This is a genomic window from Novosphingobium sp. HII-3 (assembly GCF_002916655.1).
Classification (GTDB): domain Bacteria; phylum Pseudomonadota; class Alphaproteobacteria; order Sphingomonadales; family Sphingomonadaceae; genus Novosphingobium; species Novosphingobium panipatense.
Genome location: NZ_PPSM01000036.1, coordinates 97,190 through 116,879, shown reverse-complemented (window position 1 = coordinate 116,879; position 19,690 = coordinate 97,190). Strand labels below are relative to the sequence as shown.

Here is a 19,690-nt window from a genome sequence, read left to right as displayed (position 1 = left end):
GCGGCCCCGCCGCAAGGTTCGTCGCTCAGACGGAGATTGACCGTGCCGTGACCATCCCCTGGATCAAGGCAAGAGCGACCGGTGCGCTGGCCGGTCTCCTGGCTTGCGGGTCATCGCTTGATGCACGGCCTTCCCGGATCTCGCATCTTCATGCGTTCGATCCAGTGACCTGTCTGCCGATGGCACGGCAGACAATGTGCACTTCGCTCACCGCTCACAGTTGCAGGGACAGCCTCGGATTGGGATGGCGTGAACCATCCGCACCGCGTTCCCGTTTTAAGTCCTCTCGGACACCAGCGCGATCATGAACGTCCGCACACGCGAACATTCGCCGCCGCTCATAGGGCGCTGCGCGAGGAAAGCCAATCGCAGAATGCATCGTTCGGGCACGCCCAGACGATACGATGGTATGGCAAGCGCCTGGACGGCGAAATCGAGCGCTTGTCGCCCCTGAATAAAAGAACACAGGGACGTGTTTGCCGGGAAGAGGCTGGCGGACAGGGTGGGATTCGAACCCACGGTGAGCTTGCACCCACGGCGGTTTTCAAGACCGCTGCCTTAAACCACTCGGCCACCTGTCCGCATACCGTCTAGTCCTGCCGATCCTGCACTTTCGTCGGTTCGCCATCAAGATGGAACCGCTTGGTGCGCGTCGCCTTCTGTGCCGTCCCTTCGGGGCTGGCGCTTCGGACGACAGATAGGCCGGTACTCTTCGGTCTGTCTGATGGTTGAGTGCCCTAGCTGTTTTTGCGGAGCATACAAGGTCTGTCCGCCACTGCTCGAAGCAATTGCGTCGATATCTTCCAAATCTCAACGAGAGGACAGGGGGCAGGTGGGTATGCGCTGCCGGAATCAAAGCAGCCGCTGTACGCGTGTCATGCGACGGTAGGCCTTTTATAATGCGGCAAAAAGCCCCGTCCTTCGGGGGATCGGGTTGAAACCGAAGAACGGGGCGCAGGTGGTGTAAGGACGACTTGGTCTGCTGGACTACCCCCCTGAAGGGACAAGCTCCAGAACGCCGGCTAGCTGTTCTCCTTGATTGTACCACGCGTTGCTTTGAGCGGCTTCTTCTCTCATCTTCGCAAGTTGACGCTCTGCCTCGCCGTGGGAATTGGCGTACAGTACTCTGACGACATACAACTGGTCATGCTTCAGTCCGGGCGGGAGGGGGTGAAGCGTGGCAATCTTGTTGACCGCTCTCAAAGTTTCCCGGTCCAGATCACGGTGTCCTGACGATTTGAGGAGCGCGACGCCAGCCGGCGCTCCGGATTCACTGCAGTTGAACTTGACGGCCACCACGCCGCTACTTGGCCGCTGGGGACCGAAAGGCTCGGGATACCTGATCTCCCGGTCGATATCCTTGAAAACGCGATCGGACCAGCTTGCCAAAGTTGGCGGAGAAGCCGTGACAATCGTTTCGGCGTGGGCGGAAACTGTCGATCCGTAGGGCAGTATTGTTGCCACCGCCACCCAGGCGGTAATTGCTATTCTTTTCATGGCACAATGTCCCAAGTAGGTCGCTATGAAAGGCGAAAACACTTTGGGCGGACGCCACCTGTACGAGCGGGCTTTGTATATCAAGCGCGGGACTCGGTGACCGGGGTAGACTGCGCCATATTTGTTCTGTGGTCTAGTATTTTTACGAAATATTATGTTGCCGCGTATCTGCGATAGTAAATCTTTGTTTTAAAGCACTGTTCCCGATCACGTACATCATGGCTCCGTCCAACCGTATGGACGAACCGTTCGGTACGTGGCGAAGCCGACGATCAATCCTCACATGGCGTAGGGAGGCAAGTTGGCTGCTCGGCACAAAGGGCCGGTTTTTGCGCTGTCGCGAGGGGCGGAGTGTCGATGAAGACCATGCAGCATGCGGTGGATGTCCCCCGACGCATGTCCTTCACCATTTGCAACCGCAGGGCTTTGTGCGAAGTTGCGTCGCGATGACTTTTGCCATGTTTCCGCGATCTCTGCGCAAAGCCCTTCTTGTTGTTGCTCTTGCGCTGCCGGCGGTTCCCGCCTGTGCTCAGTCCACCAGTTTCCCCGATTACCTGCAGCAGGTAGCTTCACGGGCACGGGTGCAGGGGGTGAGCGAAAGTGCGATCGCATCGGTGTTGTCCGGCCTCACACCGAACGAAAGAGTGATCGCCCTCGACAGTTCGCAACCAGGCAGCCGTGGCGCTCCGCCGCCGCTGGCGCCTTACATTGCGCAGCACGTGGGAAGCTCGATCATCTCTCGAGGCAAGGCGCGCTACGCTTCGCTCGCTTCCATTTTGCCGGGGATCGAGCGCCGCTATGGGGTGCCGGCCTCGGTGCTTTTCGCGATCTGGGGGCATGAAACGAACTACGGCAGCTACACGGGCGATTTCGATCTCGCGCGGTCGCTCGCGACTCTGGCGTGGGAGGGGCGCCGCCGGGAGCTGTTCGAAGGTGAACTCATCGCCCTGATGAAGATGGTCGATCGCGGCGTTCCCCGTTCGCAGCTCAAGGGAAGTTGGGCCGGTGCCTTCGGCTATCCGCAGTTCCTGCCGACCGTTTACCTGAGGCTTGCTGTCGACGGCGATGGCGACGGAAGGGCCGACATCTTCAACAGTTCCGCGGATACACTGGCATCGATCGCCAATTACTTCCGGGACGCGGGATGGCGTCAGGGCCAGCCGTGGGGCGTCCGGGTCAGCGTACCTGCTGACTTCAACACCGCTGCTTACGCCACGAAGCTGTCTTCACCAAGCTGCAAGGCCGTCCATGCGCGCCACTCCCAGTGGAAGACCGTCGCGCAATGGCGAGCGCTGGGCGTTGCGCCTCAAGGAACCATCGGCAACGATGTGCTGGTATCCTTCTTTCAGCCAGACGGCCCTGGCACGCCCGCCTATCTGCTGAGCGGCAATTACCGCGTCATCCTCCAGTACAACTGCTCGAACTACTACGCCATGTCCGTGGGCTTGCTTGCGGACGAAATCGCCCGGTAAACGGCACGCTCCTGCCGGAAGCATGCCGTTCTGCAGCACGTAACCCCAGTTGCGGCGTATCACCACCTGGCCATTCGTGCCGCCAGCACTCGTGCCGAACGCCAACCGTGCAAAAGCTGCCCCGACGCTGGAGCAGTGCCGGGGCGCGGGCTATAGGGATGCGCGAATCCTCCTGCGCGGACTGATTTCTACCAGTCTCCCGCGCAGAGTCAGGCGTCGGACGGCGCGGGAGAATACGGGTCTTGAAGTCACTTTCCAATGTCCTGACACTGGCGCTTGTCCTTGCCACCCCCGTCAGCGCCTCTGCCGCAGCTATGCCGGTTCCGCCCGCACAACTCGCGCCCATTCCCGTTATCCTGCTCGTGGATCTCGGCTCCGGGCAGGTGCTGCAGAAGCGCCATGCGGACACGCCCTTTCTCCCGGCCTCCGTCACGAAAGTGATGACGGCCTATGTAGCTTTTGAGGAAATCGGTGCGGGGCGCCTCAGCCTAGACCGCAAGTTCAACGAAAGCCCGGAGACGGAGCGGGAATGGTTCGCAAAAGGTACGAACATGTACCTGACTACGAAGGATTGGCCGACCACGCGCGATCTGCTGCATGGTATCATGACCGCTTCCGCAAACGACGCCTCCGTCGTTCTGGGGGAGGGCTACGCCGGCAGCGTCGCGGCGTGGACCGCGAAGATGAACGATGCGGCCGGCCGCCTTGGCATGACGCGCAGCCACTTCAACACGCCAAATGGCTGGATGGACGAGGGCCACACCTATGTCACGGCAAGCGACCTGGTGAAGCTGGCCGACGCGATGATCACCCGCTACCCTGACCTGTATCGGGAGTTCTCCGGACATAAGCGCTGGGTCTGGCGTGACGTTCACATGCGCAGCCACGATCCCACAGTTGGCGTCGTCCCCGGCGCGGACGGCATAAAGACCGGTTACACCCGTGAAGCCGGCTACAACTTCCTGGGCACGGCCGAACGCGGTGGGCGTCGGCTTGTCATGGTACTGGCCGGCGCGCCGCTGCCAAGGGTGCGGGACGATGCCGCCCGCGCCTTGCTCGAGTGGGGCTTCGCCGCCTGGGACACACGCCCCCTGTTCGACCAGGGCCAGACCGTCGCCCAAGCCCGGGTGCAGGGCGGTGACCGCCGCACACTGCCGCTGGTTGCCAATCGCCAGGTTCACGCAACCATCCCTCACGGCGTGAAGCCTCGGATCACCCTTTCCGTCCATTACAAGGGACCGATCGAGGCTCCCGTCCGCAAAGGACAGCAGATCGGTGAACTCGAGATCCAGGTCGAGGGCCTTGAGCCGGGACGCGTCCCGCTTTTTGCCGGCCGCGACGTTAACAAGGCGGGCTGGCTGGACAGGCTGCTCAACGGCCTCGCCAACCTGATCTCATGATGCCGGGCCGTTTCATTGCTCTCGAAGGCGGCGAAGGGGCAGGCAAGTCCACCCAGGCGCGCCTGCTCGCGGACGCCCTGCGCCAGCGCGGGGTGGAGGTGGTGAGCACCCGCGAACCCGGCGGCACGCCCGGAGCGGAAGCGATCCGCTCGCTCCTGCTAGAAGGCGTGGAAGGCGACGGTGGCGATGGCTGGAACCCGCGCGCCGAAGCGCTTCTGTTCGCCGCTGCGCGTTCCGATCACGTTCACCGTCTCATTCGTCCAGCCCTTGCCCGCAGCGCCTGGGTCATCTGCGATCGCTATCTGGACTCAAGCCGCGCTTATCAGGGCGGCGGCGGCGGGCTTTCCGATGCGGACATCGGGATGCTTCACGCGATCGGCAGTGAAGGGCTTGTTCCCGACATGACCGTGCTGATCGAAGTGTCGCCCAATGTCGCCATGCGCCGGCTCGCGGCGCGGGACGAGGGCAGGACCGATCGCATCGGCGGGAGGGACGCGGCCTATCACGCGCGGGTTGCGGGCGCGTTTCGGACGATCTCGCAATCCGAGCCGGAGCGGTTCGCCCGCATCGAGGGGGATGGCGATCCGCAGACGACGCATGCCCTCATACTCGCGGCGCTCACTCCGATATTGCCGTGAACGAAGGGACATCCTTCATAGGTCAGAAGGCCGCGTGGCAAGAGTGGCTGTCCGCCATCAGGTCTGAGCGGATGCACCATGCCTGGCTGCTTGCCGGAGCCAAGGGCCTAGGCAAGCGCGCCTTCGCACGTGCAGCGGCGGCCGAACTGGTCCGCAACGATGAGAAGCCCGTCGACCCTGAGCTCCATCCCGACATACACATCCTCCAGCATCTTCCTGCCAACGATGACGAAGCGAAGAAGAAGGCGGAAGGCAAGGCGTACCAGACGAAGCGGAACATCACCGTCGATCAGGTTCGCGAGATGATCCGCCGCCTCGCGACCAAACCCACGATGGGGGCCCGGCGCGCTATCGTCATCGACCCTGCCGATGACATGGAAAAAGGCGCCGTGAACGCGTTGCTGAAAGCGCTGGAGGAACCTCCGGCGGGCACGTACTTCCTCCTCGTCACGCACCAGCCCGGACGCTTGCTGCCCACGATCCGCTCGCGGTGCCGTGTTCTTCGGTTCTCCGCCCTCGCGCCGGACGAGATCGAAGCGATGATCCAGCGCGAAGCGCCCGAAGCGGACGCGGCGTCCCGTGCGGCGGCCATCGCCGCTGCACAGGGAGCACCCGGCGTGGCGCTCGACATCGTCGAGCACGACCTCGGGGCCATGCACAGCCTCATGATGCGCATCCTGCGCGACGGCGATGCGGACTTCGTCCTGCGTGGAGGGCTTGCCGACGAGATGGGTGCACGTCCAGCGCGGGACCGGCAGCTTGCCGCGCTGGAGCTGGCACGGGCTGTTCTGATACAGGAACTGCGCGAAGCCCCCCGGGCCCGGCAACTCCGCATCATCGAGGCGCATGGCGTGCTGACCAAGCTTGGGACGCAGGCGCCCACCTACAATTTCGATGCCGGCTTGCTTATAATGGAAATTGGCGGGTTGCTGGCATCGGTGGCAATGCCTAGAGAAGCCGCACGTTAGCGTGTTTTTTCGTGGTATCACCAGGTGAATGACGCGCCTGAAAACCGATCTGCAACACCAGTCAGGAAAGCGCGACGCCGCATGGGCGAGCCCTACTACATCACCACCGCCATCAGCTATCCCAACGGCCGGCCGCACATCGGCCACGCTTACGAAGCGATCGCCGCCGATGTGATCGCCCGTTTCAAGAAGGCGGAAGGGTTCGACGTCCGGTTTCAGACCGGGACGGACGAACATGGCCTGAAGATGGCGCAGAAGGCCCGTGATCTGGACGTGACTCCGGCCGCCCTGGCTGACGAGATGTCGTCCTATTTCAAAAGCATGTGCGATGCTCTGAACATCAGCTATGACGTCTTCATCCGGACGACCGAGCCGCGCCATCACGCCGCGACGCAGGAACTCTGGCGGCGCATGGAGGCGAACGGGGACCTGTACCTCGACCGGTACGAAGGATGGTACTCCGTCCGTGACGAGGCCTACTACGACGAAAGCGAACTTCAGGTCGGCGAAGACGGCGCGAAGCTATCGCCCCAAGGCACTCCGGTTGAATGGACGGTCGAGGAATCGTGGTTCTTCCGCCTTTCCCGTTACCAGGACAGGCTGCTCGATCTCTATGCCTCGGGTGAGTTCATCCGGCCCGAGAGCCGCCGCAACGAGATCCAGCGCTTCGTGGAAGGCGGACTGCGCGACTTGTCCGTTTCGCGCACAAGCTTCGACTGGGGCATCAAGGTTCCCGGCAGTGACAACCACGTGATGTATGTCTGGGTGGATGCGCTTACGAACTACATCACCGGTCTTGGTTTTCCCGATGAGGGCGGCGACTTTGCGCGGTACTGGCCAGCCAGCCTGCACCTGATCGGCAAGGACATCGTCCGGTTTCACACGGTCTACTGGCCAGCCTTCCTGATGAGCGCCGATCTTCCCGTGCCAAAGCAGGTGTTTGGTCACGGCTTTCTGCTGAACCGAGGCCAGAAGGAGTCAAAATCGCTCGGCAATGTCACCGATCCCATCGCGCTGGCGGAAACCTTCGGCGTGGACACGCTTCGCTACTTCTTCCTTCGCGAAGTGGCTTTCGGCCAGGACGGCTCCTGGTCGACGGAAGCGATCGTGACACGCGCGAATGCGGAACTGGCGAACAGCTTTGGCAACCTCGCCCAGCGCAGCCTTTCCATGATCTTCAAGAACATGGATGGCGAACTCAAGGTACCCTCGGAAGTGTCCGAGGCTGACCGCACACTGCGTGCAGCCGTTGCGGAAGCCATTGCCGGTCTTCGCAGGGCGTTTGATGCCCTTGATTTCAGCGCCGGCCTGGAGGCCTGGATGCGGGGTGTATTCGCCTGCAACCAGTACGTTGACGATCAGGCACCCTGGGCGCTGCGCAAGAGCGACCCGGCCCGGATGGAAGCCGTGCTCATGACACTCTTCCAGGTCGTCCGCGATCTTGCCATCGCCGTTCGTCCCGTCGTTCCTTCCGCGATCGATGCGCTGCTCGACCAGATGGGTCAGGATGCAGAGAACCGCAACTATGCGGCGCTCGTTGATGAGGAATGGTTCAGCGCTCTCGTTGAGGCCGGCTTCCGCGTCGATAAGCCCCAGGGTGTCTTCCCGCGCCTTGAGCTTCCCGTCGAGGCCGCAGCCTGATGTTCATCGATTCCCACTGCCACCTCGAATACGAAGGCCTTGTCGAGGATCAGCCGGCTGTTCTGGCGCGTGCGCGCGAGGCCGGTATCAAGGGCTTCCTCAATATCTCGACGCGGCAGGCGGAGTGGGATCGCGTGGTCGCCACCGCCAGCAGAGAGCCTGACGTCTGGGCATCGGTAGGCATTCATCCCCATGAAGCCGATCATCATGCCGACTTGGGCGAGGGGGCTCTCCTCGAAGCCGCTGCGCATCCGCGCGTCATCGGGATCGGCGAAACCGGCCTCGACTACTACTACGACAAATCGGATCGCGATGTGCAACAGGCCCTGTTCCGCACGCACATCGCCGTGGCCCGCAGGACCGGGCTGCCGATCATTATTCATACACGGGATGCGGAAGAAGACACTGCCCGCATTCTCAAGGAGGAACTGGGGAAGGGGGCTTTCCCGGCCCTCATTCACTGCTTCACCGCGAGCGCCGAGTTCGGCCGAAAAGTGCTGGAACTTGGGCTTACCATCAGCATATCGGGCATCGTGACTTTCAAGAATGCCAAGGACTTGCAAGAGGTTGTGAAGACCATCCCCGAAGATCGGCTGCTGGTCGAAACGGATTCGCCCTTCCTTGCCCCCGTCCCGCATCGGGGAAGGAAATGCGAGCCTGCGTTCACCGCCGACACGGCGCGTTTCGTTGCCGATCTGCGGCAGGTGAGCCTCGAAAGCCTGGGCGAGACCACCACGCGCAACTTCTTCAGTCTGTTCACCAAGGCGAAGTACCAGGCGGCGCTTGCATGAAGGTCACCATCCTGGGCAGTGGCACATCGACCGGAGTACCGCGGCTTGGGGGCGAGGGCGGTTGCGCGGACTGGGGACTGTGCGACCCCGCCGAGCCGCGCAACCGGCGGACGCGAGTGGCCATCGTGCTGGAGAGCGATGCAGGTGCGCGCATCCTGGTCGACACCCCTACCGATCTGCGTTCGCAGCTTCTTGCCAACGACATACACCGCCTCGACGCTGTCTTCTGGACGCATGATCATGCGGACCACTGCCACGGCATCGACGACCTGCGCCCGTTACGGTATGGCCGTGCAGGCCCGATACCCGGCTATGCCCACGCAGAAACCGTGCGGCGCCTGAGGCAGCGTTTCGGCTACGTCTTTGCCGGACAATACGGCTACCCCACGCTTGTCTCGCTCGAGAACCTCGACACTCTGCGTCTGTGCGAAGGGTTCCGCGTCGGGCACGTGCAGATGCCTCACGGCGGCATGGATTCCACCGGCTTCATCTTCGACGCCGACGGGAAATCAGTGGCTTATGCGACGGATTTCAATGAGATCACCAAAGGCATGGTGGACCTGTTCTACGGTTGCGACGTGTTGGTCGTGGACTGCTTGCGCCGCGAACCGCATCCCACGCACGCGCACCTTGCCATGTCACTCGAGCTGGCGGACGTCTGCCGTGCCGGTACAACCGTGCTGACGCATCTGGACAAGAGCATGGACTACGCGACGCTGTCCGCAGCCGTGCCGGACAACGTCATCGTCGGGTATGACGGACTGGTGGTTACGCCATGACACAGGCCGCCATGATCGTCTCGATCATCACGCTTCTGGGATGGCTGTTTCTGGTGCTGCGCAATTCCGAGATTCGCAGCCTTGATCGTAGCCGCGTACTGAAGCTGGCGGCGGTTTGGGCTGCGATCATCGTCACAATGGTTGTGGTTGTGCAGATGCTGGGCCTTAGCCGGCCGTAAGCCTCGTCGCCCCATCCTTGATTTTACATAATCATCATTATCGTTCTTCGACGGGTTCGCAATGAAGCATCAGGAAATCGACCGTCTTCTTTCCATCATGGCCCGGCTGCGCGATCCGCAGACCGGATGCGACTGGGACACGAAGCAGACCTTCGCTTCGATCGTTCCATACACGATCGAGGAAGCCTACGAGGTGGCGGAGGCTGTTGCCGTCAATGACATGTCGTCTCTGCGCGAGGAACTGGGAGATCTTCTTCTTCAGGTCGTGTTTCATTCGCGCATGGCCGAAGAACTCGGTCACTTTTCGTTTGCCGATGTCGCGGCGGCAATCGCAGCGAAACTCGAAGCTCGCCACCCCCACATCTTCGGCGATGATACCTCCAGTTCGACTCAGACCGAGCGCTGGGAAAACCTCAAGGCAAAGGAACGCGAGGCCAAGGGTGAGACCAGCGCGATGGACGGCGTGGCGCTGGCGCTGCCGGCGCTTCTGCGGGCTGAAAAGCTGCAAAAGCGCGCCGCGCGGGTCGGCTTCGACTGGCCCGATGCCCAAGGTGCAGCGGCCAAGGTTCACGAGGAAATGGCCGAACTGGCGGACGCTCCTGACGCCGAACGGCTGGAGGAAGCCGGTGACCTCCTGTTTGCAGCGGTCAACCTTGTCCGTCTGAACGGGCTTGCCCCCGAAGACGCCCTTCGCGCGGCAAACGCCAAGTTCGAACGGCGTTTCCGCGCGATGGAAGAACTCGCCAGGTCGTCAGACGAGGACTTCGCAACTCTCCCGCTCGACAAGCAGGAGAGCTATTGGCAGGCTGTCAAGCGCGACGAGTGATCTTCACAGGGCTTTGAAGCGCCCGAACTCCCGTTCGGACATCCGGACCTGGAGCCGGATCTGCGGCCCGCCGTCACCTTCTCCGGCCTCCTCCTCCGACACGACTTCGCCACGCGCGTGAAGGAAGGCGATGCGCTGTCCATCGGAAGCGGGAAGGACAAAGCTGTAGACGCGGGCGTCCTGCGTCAGCTTGCGCCCTGCGGTCTCGAGCAGGACATCGCACCCTTCCCCGGTCAGCGCGGAAAGCGGCACGATCGTCTCGCCTTCACGATGCTCCCGCGCCTCGCGAAGAGCTTCGGCCTGTGCCGGGCCGAGAAGGTCCCACTTGTTCCAGACTTCAATGATAGGGATCGACGGCTCCGTGGCCGCCTCTCCGGCATCCCCCTTCTCTCCAGCTGCATCCTTGTCCGAGAGACCGAGAACGCCAAGGTCCGACAGCACCTCCAGCACCTGCCGCTTCTGCGCCTCGGTGTCGGGGTTCGCTATGTCACGCACGTGGACGATCACGTCCGCCGCCGTAACCTCTTCAAGGGTAGCGCGAAAGGCCGCCACCAACTGTGTCGGAAGATCGGAGATGAAGCCCACCGTGTCCGACAAAATGGCCTTTTCCAAGCCCGGCAGCCGAATGGCGCGCATGGTCGGGTCGAGCGTTGCGAAAAGCAGGTTCTCGGCCATGACGCCGGCACCGGTGAGGCGGTTGAACAGCGTCGACTTGCCAGCATTGGTGTAGCCCACGAGCGCGATCACGGGCCAAGGCGCCTTTTCCCTGCGATCGCGGTGGAGCCCCCGGGTGCGGCGAACCTGCTCAAGCTCCCGACGGATTTTCGCCATACGATCGCGGATCATGCGTCGATCCGCCTCGATCTGTGTTTCACCCGGGCCACCGAGGAAGCCGAAGCCGCCGCGTTGGCGTTCCAGGTGAGTCCAGCTGCGGACCAGCCGTCCGGCCTGATAATCGAGGTGCGCCAGTTCCACCTGGAGGCGGCCTTCGGCGGTCGCTGCCCGCTCGCCGAAGATTTCGAGGATAAGACCGGTGCGGTCGATGACCTTGCGCTTCAGCTTTTCTTCGAGATTGCGCTGCTGGATGGCGCTGAGCGAACCGTCGACGATGACCAGTTCCGCCTCGTTGAGTTCGCAGGCGGCGGCGATGTTCTGGATCTGGCCTTCGCCGAAAAGCGTGCCCGCGCGGGGTTCACGTATGACGATCGCCATCGCCTCGGCCACGACCAGACCGATCGCAAGCGCGAGGCCTCTTGCCTCCTCCAGCCGGGCCTCGGGATCAAGATCGCCGCGGCCCCGCATCTGAGGATATACAACGAGGGCACGCGCGCCGCGCGTGACCTCACCTTTGAGTTCATCGTTCAAATCGGTTCAGCTTCTCTCAGTCTTCAGCCTCTTCATGCGCCTGGAGATCCACCGGGGTTACCGGCTGGATGGTCGAGACGGCATGCTTGTAGGCCAGTTGTACGTACCCCTCACGCTCCAGCAGCATGCAGAAGAGGTCGTAGGCGGCGACGCGGCCCTGCAGCATCACGCCGTTGATGAGGAACATCGTCACCTGCACGCCGGCATTGCGAATGCTGGAGAGGAAGACATCCTGCAGAACGCGCTGTTTCTTCGCGTTCTCCGGACCGCTGCCGAACTGGCCGGCATCGACCGGAGTGGAGGGCATGATGGTGGAGATTGCGTGCTTGTAGACGAGCTGCGACTGACCATCCCGGCGCAAAAGGATCGAAAAGTTGTCGAACCAGGTGACGATGCCCTGCAGCTTGACGCCCTTGACCAGAAACATCGTGACAGGCGTCTTGTTCTTGCGCAGCAAGTTCAGGAACTGGTCCTGCAGGTTCTGGCCACCCTTCCCAGCGGGAGCGGTGATTACCGGCGGTGCCGCTTCCTCGACTTCGGGAGCCGGCGGCGGGGTGGGTTTGGGGCGCGCCGAAAGCGTACGTCCAGCCATGTCTCATTCTCCGTCTTTTTGGCGGCCGCCCATGCGGTCCGCAATCTGGCCCCGTTCGTGACGGCAACCGTTCTCGAATCGGAAGGTACTCACTTGCTGCAGTGCAGTAAACCGCGTTTTTGTAGCATAAATGTTACACAGGTTCAGGCCTGCTCATCGAGGTCCGGTTCGTCCTCCCGCCTTTCGGACATGCCCAGGAGCTTCAGCTTGCGATGAAGCGCCGATCGCTCCATCCCGATGAACGCGGCAGTCTTGGAGATGTTGCCGGAGAAGCGCCGTATCTGCACGCGCAGATACTCACGTTCGAAGCTTTCGCGCGCCTCGCGTAACGGCGCGCTCATCATGACCGAGGCGCCGGCATCGCTGCCGCCGCGGCTGTTGAAGATCTCCGGCGGTAGCATGTCCGCCTCGATCGTCGCGAGCTTTTCCCGCGGGGCCATGATCACTGTGCGTTCGACGACATTGCGCAACTGGCGCACGTTGCCGGGCCATTCGTAAGCCTGCAATGCGGTCATCGCCTCCCCGCTGACCTGGGGCGGCGGCACGCCCTGCTCGTTGGCATACCGGGCGAAAAAATGGTCGACCAGTGCGGGTATGTCATCGCGCCGTTCGCGCAGGGCGGGGATCGAGATCGGCACGACGTTAAGGCGATAGAACAGGTCTTCGCGGAAGCGGCGCTCGGCGATCTCCTTCTCGAGGTCTCGCGACGTGGAGGAGACGACGCGGACATCCACCCGGATCTGCCGGGTACCGCCGACACGGACGAACGCCTGATCGGTGAGCACACGCAGGATACGCGCCTGTGTCGACAGCGGCATGTCCGCCACCTCGTCGAAGTAAAGTGTTCCGCCATCCGCACTTTCGAGAAGCCCGGACCGAACGAGTGTCCCATCCACTTCCTCACCGAACAGTTCCTGCTCGAACCGCTCGGGGGTGATGCGTGCCGAGTTCACGCTGACGAAGGCGCTGCCGGCTCTGGGGCTCCAGGCGTGAAGCAGCCGCGCGGCCACCTCCTTGCCCGAGCCGGCGGGCCCGGTGATCAAAAGACGGCTTCCGGTGTTGGCCACGCGCTTCAACGTGGCGCGCACCTGGTTGATGGCGCCGCTGGAGCCGTTGAACTCCTCGCCCGTGGAAACGCCCTGCCGAAGCTGGGCGTTCTCTCGGCGCAGCCGCTCGGTCTCGGTCGCTCGGGCGACCAGATGCAGCAACTTCTCGGCTTCGAAAGGCTTCTCGATGAAGTCCATGGCCCCGCGCGAGATGGCCGCGACGGCAGTGTCTATGTTCCCGTGGCCGGAGAAGATGATCACCGGCAGTTCCGGTTCACGCGCCTTGATGGCGTCCAGCACTTCCAGCCCATCCATGGGGCTGCCGTGAAGCCAGACATCCAGCAGGACCAGCGAAGGACGGCGCGCGTCAACAGCCGCCAAAGCGGATTCGCTGTCACCGGCCGTGCGGCATTCGTAGCCTTCGTCGCTCAGCACGCCGGCGACCAGTTCGCGGATGTCGCGCTCGTCGTCGACGATCAGGATATCTAGTGCCATGAGCCAATCTTCTTCGTCTGGATGAAACGGGTCACTGCGCTGCCTCCGGCTTGCGGAACGGCAACGAACCGGAAGTCTCGTGCGAGAGCGGGTTGTGGGCAAAGCGCATCGCCACGGTGGTTCCGCCACCGGCCGCCGCTGCGAAGGTCATTTCGCCGCCATGTTCCTCGATGATCTTGTTGACGATCGCCAGCCCGAGGCCCGTGCCCTTCTCACGCGTGGTAACATAGGGTTCGATCAGGCGCTCCTTGTCCTGCGACAGCCCGATGCCGTTGTCCGTGATCCGCACGAGGATGGATGTATCCTCCTCGAGCACCTCCACCGTGATTGTGCCGCGGTAGTCTTGTGGCGCCTCGTTCGCTTTGGCTTCCGTGGCTTCGACGGCGTTCTTGAGCACGTTTGTCATCGCCTGCCCATATTGATGGCGATCACACTCAATGAGGCCGATGTCACGCTCCGCGACGAAGCGGAAATCGATGTCGGGCCGTGCCACTTCCTGGAGGAAAAGCGCCTGCCGCGCGAGGGCTACCGGATCCTCCGGACGGAACACGGGCTTGGGAAGGCGGGCGAAGGAGGAGAATTCGTCCACCATCTTGCGCAGATCGCCCACCTGGCGAATGATGGTTCGGGTCAGATCCTCGAACAGTTCGGGATTGTCGGTAATCTGCTTGCGATAGCGGCGGCTGAGCCGTTCCGTCGCCAGCTGTATCGGGGTGAGCGGGTTCTTGATCTCGTGGGCGATGCGCCGCGCCACATCGGACCAGGCGGCCGTCCGCTGGTCGATCAGTTGGCGGGTGATATCCTCGAACGTGATGACGTGGCCGGTGGCATCGCGACTGGTCTTGACGGCCAGCGTCAGGAGGTCACCTCCGCGGTTGTACTGGACCAGGCCGCTGGGAGCGCCCTGCTCCACCAGTGCAGCCAGTGAGGGCGCGACTTCGGCGATCAGCATCCCCTCCGGTGCGGTGCCTGTGCCATCGGTCAGAAGTTTCTGCGCCGTCGAGTTCATCAGAAGGATACGGCCCTGCTCGTTCAGCGAGATGATGCCCGAGGTCACTGATTCCAGCACGGCTTCGATGAAGACGCTGCGCTCGTGAAGCTGGCGGTTTGCGCCAAGCAAAGCCTGCGTCTGCTTGTCGATCTGCGCCGTCATGCGGTTGAAGGCGCGGTTCAGCAGCCCAATCTCGTCCGCGCCGGTTCGCCTCTCGATGCGTAATGTGTAGTTGCCCGCGCCAACACCGCGGGCCGCGTCCACCAGTTCATAGAGCGGCTCCACCTGCCGGTCGGCGAACCGCAGCGCGAACCAGACGGACAGGCCCACCAGCGCCAGCGACGCCACGAAGAGCGCCACGTTGAACCGCAACTGGAGCACGCGGGCGCGGCTTGTAAGCACCTCGTAGGCCTGAACGATGTTCTCCGCCCGCTCCCCCTGGCTGAGCGAGAGCAGGTCGGAACTGCGCACGACAAGCAGATAGACCCCCGAAGACCGCTCGATGGGCGCAGCGGCGACGATGCGGTTGTCGCGGGCATTGACGACATAGGGCTCGCCCTTGTCCAGCCGGTCCAGCCCGTCCTTGCTGATGCGATTGTTCTCGGCAACGCCGACCGGATCGACGATGATCGGGGTCCGCTGGTCCCCGCCCCGGTCGATCTGGATGATGGCCGCGCCGCTCAGGTTACGGCGGACGACCTGATAGGAAAGGAAGGTCTGGAACTCGCGGCTCGCGACCGGTACCTGGCTGAGTTCGTCCCGTGCGTCTGTGGCCATGGCGACGGATTCGTAGCCAACGTCCCGCAGTGTCTGGTCATAATAGCCCCTGGCCAGCTTGTTGGCGTTTTCCAGCAGCCCGCGCGAACTGTCGGAGAACCAGAACTCGACGCCCGACTGGAACAGCCAAGAAGCGAAGATGACCACCAGCAGCGTGGGAATGGCCGAGATCAGCGAGAAAATGAAAACGAGCCGGACGTGCATCTGGCCGGTGCCGCCGCTGATGTTTTCAGCCGCGCGGCGCAGTGCCATTCGCCGCCCCAGCAGAACCAGGATCGCCATCGCCGGCACGAGCGTTCCGACGAGCAGGCTTGCCGTCAGGTTGGACGGCAGCAGCTCACGCCGGTCTCCACCGCCGTTGAGCGCGTACCAGGTCGTTGCGGTCATAACCAGGAAGGCAAGGACCGAAAGCACCTCCATGACGGCGAAGAAGTTGGCCCGGCGAGCAGCCAACTGCATGCGCCGCCACCAGCGTGGCCACGCCCGCTTACGCGCCTGTCTAGGAACCGGACCCTCGTTCATCGTTGCCCTGTTACAACAGGACTGTGGCCTGCCTGCAAGTGCAAATCCACAAGGGCCGCTTTAAGGACGACGAGCGAATTCCTCGGGGTCGAGCGCCAGTTCGCCCAGGCGTTTGCGCAAAGTGTTGCGGTTAATCCCCAGCGCCTGCGCGGCTCGCAGCTGATTGCCGGCGGTCTCGCGCAGAACCTGCGCGAAGAGCGGCCGCTCGAAGGCGGCCATGGCGCTGCCGTAGATCGTTCCGCTCGCCGGGCGGGTGGCCTGTAGCCATGCCTCGACAGCAGCGTCAATGCTGGCCGAGGCGCCATGCGCCCTGCCCTCACCGTACTGAGCGCTTCCTCCGGTGCTGTCGCCGTTCGCACCGGATTGCTCCTGCGCCAATAGCGGGACGATGCTTTCAACGTCGATCACATCCTCGCGCGCAAGCAAGGCGAGACGGTAGACGAAGTTCTTCAGTTCGCGGACATTGCCGCGCCATGGTTGACGGCTGAGCAGTTCGCCTGCCTGCGGCGTCAGCTGGTGGCGGGGCAGCCCCTCGTTCGCCGCATGAAGCAGGAAGTGACGGGCAAGAGCGTCGATGTCATCCGGGCGATCACGCAGTGGCGGCATGTTGATCGGCACTACGTTGAGCCGGTAATACAGGTCCTCACGAAAGCGGCCTGCGGCGATTTCGGGCTCAAGATCCTTGTTCGTGGCAGCGACGATCCGTGTGTCGAGGCGGATCTCCTCGCGCCCGCCCACGCGGCGCACGGTGCCGGACTGAAGAGCACGCAGGAGGCGGGTCTGCGCCTGCATCGGCATGTCACCGATTTCGTCAAGGAAGAGCGTACCGCCCGCAGCCTGCTCGAACTTGCCGACGTGACGGGCCACGGCCCCCGTGAAGGCGCCTTTTTCATGGCCGAACAACTCGCTTTCGATGAGTTCGGCCGGTATCGCGGCAGTGTTGACCGCGATGAAGGGTCCCGACCGGCGATGCCCTAGCTGGTGTATCGCCTCGGCAACGAGCTCCTTGCCGGTGCCCGACTCTCCGAGAATCAGCACCGTCAGGTCATTGCGCAGCACGCGCGTGATCATGCGGAAAACCGACTGCATGGCCGCACTGCGGCCGACCAGCGGTAGGCCTTCGATAACCGGCTCCTCTCCGATCGTCTGACCCTGCGCGGCGCCGGCGGCCTGCCGCACGGTGCGCGCGAGTTCATCGATATCGAAGGGTTTGGGAAAGTATTCGAAGGCGCCGGTGTCCGTGGCTCGGACAGCGGTATCGAGCGTATTCTGTGCCGACAGAATGACGATCGGCATCTGCGGATGATGCTCCCGGACCCGATCGATGGTCTCAATCCCGTCGCCGTCGGGAAGCATCACATCGGTCACCAGCGCGGCGAACCGTCCTTCACTCAGCATGCTGTCCCGTTCCGCCAACGTCTGGCAGTGCGAGACGGAAAAGCCCTCCGCCTCCAGCGCCGCGGTAATGACGATGGCGATGGAGGTATCATCCTCGACCAGCAGGACATTCACGGCCGGCTCTCCAGGGTTCGTGCGCGCGCCTGAGGAGCCAGCGGCAGGTGGATGCGGAAGTGAGTCAGGCCGTTTTCCTCGTCGCGGTCATGCGTGACGCGACCGTTCATGTCGCGCACCAGCTTTCGAACCAGCGGAAGCCCGAGCCCCTGCCCGGAGTTCTTGCTCGTCACGAAAGGCTCGAAGATGTGGTCCCGCATCGCAGGGTCAATGCCGGGACCGTTATCGCTGATGCGGACCTCGATTGGCAGCCGCAGCGGCGCTCCGTCCTCCGCGATCTGAAGCTGAAGACCGCTCGCAAAGCGGGTTCGGATGGTCACGCGCGGCTCTTCGGCGTTCTTGCATGCGTCCACCGCATTCGTCAGCAGGTTTATCAGGACCTGTACAAGCCCGTCCGGGCTGCCGAGAACCGGCGGCAGGGACGGGTCGAACTCCTCGACAAGGCGAAACGTCGGCCGCACACCCTCCGCAGCGTTCATGACGTCGATCGCCCGGCGCGCCGCTTCGTGCAAGTTGCAGGCCTCGACGGGAGGTGCAGTTCGGCCGCTAAGCTTCTGCATACGTTCGATAAGATTGGCAATACGATCCACTTCGCCCGTGATGAGGTCGGTAAGTGCCCGATCCCGCTCGCCGATCTTGCGCGCAAGAAGCTGCGCCGCTCCGCGAATGCCGGCCAGAGGGTTCTTGATCTCGTGCGCCATGATCTCCGGACCGCGCAGGACCGCATCATCCGGCGCGCCCGGATCATCGCCCAAGGCATCCGCGGCGGTGTTGTCATGCAAGGTCACGACCTGCCAGCCCGGACTGTCCGCCACCGGCGCCACGTTGATATCGATGCGCCGGGCGCCGCGCCCCTTGAGTTGCACGACCACTTCGCGGGCCGACACGGGCGCTTCGGAGTCGGAAAGGCGATCCAGCAAGCGCCGATCGGATATGGTCATGATGTCGCGCAGCCGTGTGCCGATGAGGCGCCGGGCGGACTGGCCGAAGAACTGCTCGGCCGCAGGATTAAGGGCGGCGATGGTCAGGCCATCCTCCAGCAGCACCATGGCGTGCGGCAGACTTGCAAGCAGCCGCTGGGCTTCCGGTATTGCCGAGTTGCCCTCCAGCCTCATGCCGCCTGCAACTGCCCGCCGCCACTGTCACGGTAGGGGGCGTAGAACTCCGCCAGCTCGCGGAGCACCTCATCGGGATCCGCAATGAAGTTCACCTTGTTTCTGAACTCTGCAGATCCGCGGACGCCCTTGATATACCAGCCAAGATGCTTGCGCGCCATTTTGACGCCGGTCTCACCGCCGTGATGGTCCAGCATGTCTTCGTAGTGGCGGCGTATGATCTCGTACTGCTCGGCAACGGTGGGATCGGCCGACACCGACTGCCCGCGCCACCACTGCATGACCTGCGCGAGGAACCATGGGCGCCCATACGAACCGCGGCCGATCATCAGGCCGTCCGCGCCGGACTGCTCCAGAGCCTTCGCCGCGTCCTCGATGGTGCAGATGTCGCCATTGACGATCACCGGGATCGATACGGCGTCCTTTACCTTGCGGACGAAGGCCCAGTCGGCTTCGCCCTTGTACATCTGGTTGCGGGTGCGGCCATGGACGGTGATCATCCGCGCGCCGAGATCCTCGGCGATGCGGGCCAGCTCGGGCGCGTTGAGGCTGTCATGGCACCAGCCCATCCGCATCTTCACGGTGACCGGCACCTTCACCGCCTTCACCGTCGCCTCGATCAGACGGGTGGCAAGCGGCACGTCGCGCATGAGCGCGGAGCCCGCATCCCCATTCACGACCTTTCGCACGGGGCATCCCATGTTGATGTCGATGATGGCGGCGCCACGATCCTCGACCAGCCGGGCCGCTTCTCCCATCTGCTCAGGGTCGCATCCCACGAGCTGCATGGAGACCGGGTCCTCGACCTTGTCCCACATGGCTTTCTGGATCGAGACGCGCGTCTCGCGGATCGCCGCAGGACTGGCTATCATTTCGGTCACGTTGAGGCCTGAGCCGAAGGCGCGGACCATTCGGCGGAACGGCAGGTCGGAAACACCCGTCATCGGCGCGAGCACGACCGGGCAATCGATCGTCACAGGACCGACGTTGATCGGCTTGAGCGCCGGGGAAGCGGGCATCTGAGTCATGGTCTGCGCAACACTGCCTAAAAAACAGGCAGCGCATAGTGGATTGCCCTCGGCTC

17 protein-coding genes, 1 tRNA gene and 1 riboswitch are annotated in these 19,690 nt (G+C 63.1%); of the genes, 9 read left to right on the top strand and 9 right to left on the bottom strand.

The annotated features are described in order from the left end of the window. Positions 1 to 70: 70 nt before the first annotated feature. Positions 71 to 313, bottom strand: a riboswitch (cobalamin riboswitch). Between the two features lie 178 nt (positions 314 to 491). Together C2R25_RS13535 and C2R25_RS13530 are read right to left on the bottom strand one after the other, a co-directional pair. After that, positions 492 to 581 (bottom strand) — tRNA-Ser (locus C2R25_RS13535). A gap of 406 nt (positions 582 to 987) precedes the next feature. Further along, positions 988 to 1,497: an energy transducer TonB gene (locus C2R25_RS13530; RefSeq protein ID WP_103729716.1), complete on the bottom strand. Its 510-nt coding sequence runs from the start codon at positions 1,495 to 1,497 to the stop codon at positions 988 to 990. Positions 1,498 to 1,943: 446 nt separating this feature from the next. Between C2R25_RS13530 and C2R25_RS13525 the strand changes: the two genes are divergently transcribed. The 9 genes from C2R25_RS13525 to mazG all read left to right on the top strand — a co-directional run bounded on the left by C2R25_RS13525 (position 1,944) and on the right by mazG (position 10,191). After that, entirely contained in the window at positions 1,944 to 2,969 is a 1,026-nt protein-coding gene (locus C2R25_RS13525) for a lytic transglycosylase domain-containing protein (RefSeq protein WP_103729715.1), read from the top strand. Between the two features lie 242 nt (positions 2,970 to 3,211). Further along, entirely contained in the window at positions 3,212 to 4,369 is a 1,158-nt protein-coding gene (locus C2R25_RS13520) for a D-alanyl-D-alanine carboxypeptidase family protein (protein ID WP_103729714.1), read from the top strand. Further along, positions 4,366 to 5,007 (top strand): dTMP kinase, encoded by a 642-nt coding sequence (gene tmk / locus C2R25_RS13515; protein WP_103729713.1) that lies wholly within the window; start codon positions 4,366 to 4,368, stop codon positions 5,005 to 5,007. The genes C2R25_RS13520 and tmk overlap by 4 nt, the downstream gene beginning before the upstream one ends. Then, a complete protein-coding gene (locus C2R25_RS13510) occupies positions 5,004 to 5,975 on the top strand; it encodes an AAA family ATPase (RefSeq protein WP_103729712.1) in 972 nt (323 codons plus the stop codon). Before tmk ends, C2R25_RS13510 begins: the two co-directional genes overlap by 4 nt. 81 nt (positions 5,976 to 6,056) lie before the next feature. Then, entirely contained in the window at positions 6,057 to 7,616 is a 1,560-nt protein-coding gene (gene metG / locus C2R25_RS13505) for a methionine--tRNA ligase (protein ID WP_103729711.1), read from the top strand. Next, a complete protein-coding gene (locus C2R25_RS13500) occupies positions 7,616 to 8,407 on the top strand; it encodes a TatD family hydrolase (RefSeq protein ID WP_103729710.1) in 792 nt (263 codons plus the stop codon). Before metG ends, C2R25_RS13500 begins: the two co-directional genes overlap by 1 nt. Then, positions 8,404 to 9,186 carry an MBL fold metallo-hydrolase gene (locus C2R25_RS13495; RefSeq protein WP_103729709.1) on the top strand — a complete coding sequence of 261 codons (783 nt, stop codon included), beginning with the start codon at positions 8,404 to 8,406 and terminating at the stop codon, positions 9,184 to 9,186. Before C2R25_RS13500 ends, C2R25_RS13495 begins: the two co-directional genes overlap by 4 nt. Then, on the top strand, positions 9,183 to 9,365 hold the full coding sequence (locus C2R25_RS13490; RefSeq protein ID WP_103729708.1) for a hypothetical protein: 183 nt from the start codon (positions 9,183 to 9,185) through the stop codon (positions 9,363 to 9,365). The genes C2R25_RS13495 and C2R25_RS13490 overlap by 4 nt, the downstream gene beginning before the upstream one ends. A 61-nt stretch (positions 9,366 to 9,426) precedes the next feature. After that, positions 9,427 to 10,191 (top strand): nucleoside triphosphate pyrophosphohydrolase, encoded by a 765-nt coding sequence (gene mazG / locus C2R25_RS13485; protein WP_103729707.1) that lies wholly within the window; start codon positions 9,427 to 9,429, stop codon positions 10,189 to 10,191. Between the two features lie 3 nt (positions 10,192 to 10,194). On the opposite strand, the gene hflX is transcribed toward mazG, so the two are convergent. The 7 genes from hflX to dusB form a co-directional block, all read right to left on the bottom strand. Continuing rightward, on the bottom strand, positions 10,195 to 11,556 hold the full coding sequence (gene hflX, locus C2R25_RS13480; RefSeq protein ID WP_103729706.1) for a GTPase HflX: 1,362 nt from the start codon (positions 11,554 to 11,556) through the stop codon (positions 10,195 to 10,197). 16 nt (positions 11,557 to 11,572) lie between these two features. Next, positions 11,573 to 12,148, bottom strand: a complete 576-nt coding sequence (gene hfq, locus C2R25_RS13475; RefSeq protein WP_103729705.1) for an RNA chaperone Hfq — start codon at positions 12,146 to 12,148, stop codon at positions 11,573 to 11,575. A gap of 143 nt (positions 12,149 to 12,291) precedes the next feature. Continuing rightward, positions 12,292 to 13,689 carry a sigma-54 dependent transcriptional regulator gene (locus C2R25_RS13470; protein ID WP_103729704.1) on the bottom strand — a complete coding sequence of 466 codons (1,398 nt, stop codon included), beginning with the start codon at positions 13,687 to 13,689 and terminating at the stop codon, positions 12,292 to 12,294. A gap of 31 nt (positions 13,690 to 13,720) precedes the next feature. Continuing rightward, entirely contained in the window at positions 13,721 to 15,916 is a 2,196-nt protein-coding gene (locus C2R25_RS13465) for an ATP-binding protein (RefSeq protein ID WP_103729703.1), read from the bottom strand. A gap of 123 nt (positions 15,917 to 16,039) precedes the next feature. Beyond that, positions 16,040 to 17,491 (bottom strand): sigma-54 dependent transcriptional regulator, encoded by a 1,452-nt coding sequence (locus C2R25_RS13460; protein ID WP_103729702.1) that lies wholly within the window; start codon positions 17,489 to 17,491, stop codon positions 16,040 to 16,042. After that, positions 17,488 to 18,606 (bottom strand): nitrogen regulation protein NR(II), encoded by a 1,119-nt coding sequence (locus tag C2R25_RS13455; protein ID WP_103729701.1) that lies wholly within the window; start codon positions 18,604 to 18,606, stop codon positions 17,488 to 17,490. Before C2R25_RS13455 ends, C2R25_RS13460 begins: the two co-directional genes overlap by 4 nt. Continuing rightward, on the bottom strand, positions 18,603 to 19,634 hold the full coding sequence (dusB, locus tag C2R25_RS13450) for a tRNA dihydrouridine synthase DusB (protein WP_103729700.1): 1,032 nt from the start codon (positions 19,632 to 19,634) through the stop codon (positions 18,603 to 18,605). Before dusB ends, C2R25_RS13455 begins: the two co-directional genes overlap by 4 nt. Positions 19,635 to 19,690: the final 56 nt, after the last annotated feature.

What these genes read in the sequence shown, in the direction of transcription:
- hfq (WP_103729705.1), bottom strand. Translation starts at nt 12,148, where the DNA reads ATGGCTGGACGTACGCTTTCGGCGCGCCCCAAACCCACCCCGCCGCCG.
- C2R25_RS13470 (WP_103729704.1), bottom strand. Translation starts at nt 13,689, where the DNA reads ATGGCACTAGATATCCTGATCGTCGACGACGAGCGCGACATCCGCGAA.
- tmk (WP_103729713.1), top strand. Translation starts at nt 4,366, where the DNA reads ATGATGCCGGGCCGTTTCATTGCTCTCGAAGGCGGCGAAGGGGCAGGC.
- C2R25_RS13455 (WP_103729701.1), bottom strand. Translation starts at nt 18,606, where the DNA reads ATGAGGCTGGAGGGCAACTCGGCAATACCGGAAGCCCAGCGGCTGCTT.
- C2R25_RS13495 (WP_103729709.1), top strand. Translation starts at nt 8,404, where the DNA reads ATGAAGGTCACCATCCTGGGCAGTGGCACATCGACCGGAGTACCGCGG.
- C2R25_RS13500 (WP_103729710.1), top strand. Translation starts at nt 7,616, where the DNA reads ATGTTCATCGATTCCCACTGCCACCTCGAATACGAAGGCCTTGTCGAG.
- dusB (WP_103729700.1), bottom strand. Translation starts at nt 19,634, where the DNA reads ATGACTCAGATGCCCGCTTCCCCGGCGCTCAAGCCGATCAACGTCGGT.
- C2R25_RS13490 (WP_103729708.1), top strand. Translation starts at nt 9,183, where the DNA reads ATGACACAGGCCGCCATGATCGTCTCGATCATCACGCTTCTGGGATGG.
- C2R25_RS13465 (WP_103729703.1), bottom strand. Translation starts at nt 15,916, where the DNA reads ATGCAGTTGGCTGCTCGCCGGGCCAACTTCTTCGCCGTCATGGAGGTG.
- metG (WP_103729711.1), top strand. Translation starts at nt 6,057, where the DNA reads ATGGGCGAGCCCTACTACATCACCACCGCCATCAGCTATCCCAACGGC.
- C2R25_RS13525 (WP_103729715.1), top strand. Translation starts at nt 1,944, where the DNA reads ATGACTTTTGCCATGTTTCCGCGATCTCTGCGCAAAGCCCTTCTTGTT.
- C2R25_RS13530 (WP_103729716.1), bottom strand. Translation starts at nt 1,497, where the DNA reads ATGAAAAGAATAGCAATTACCGCCTGGGTGGCGGTGGCAACAATACTG.
- mazG (WP_103729707.1), top strand. Translation starts at nt 9,427, where the DNA reads ATGAAGCATCAGGAAATCGACCGTCTTCTTTCCATCATGGCCCGGCTG.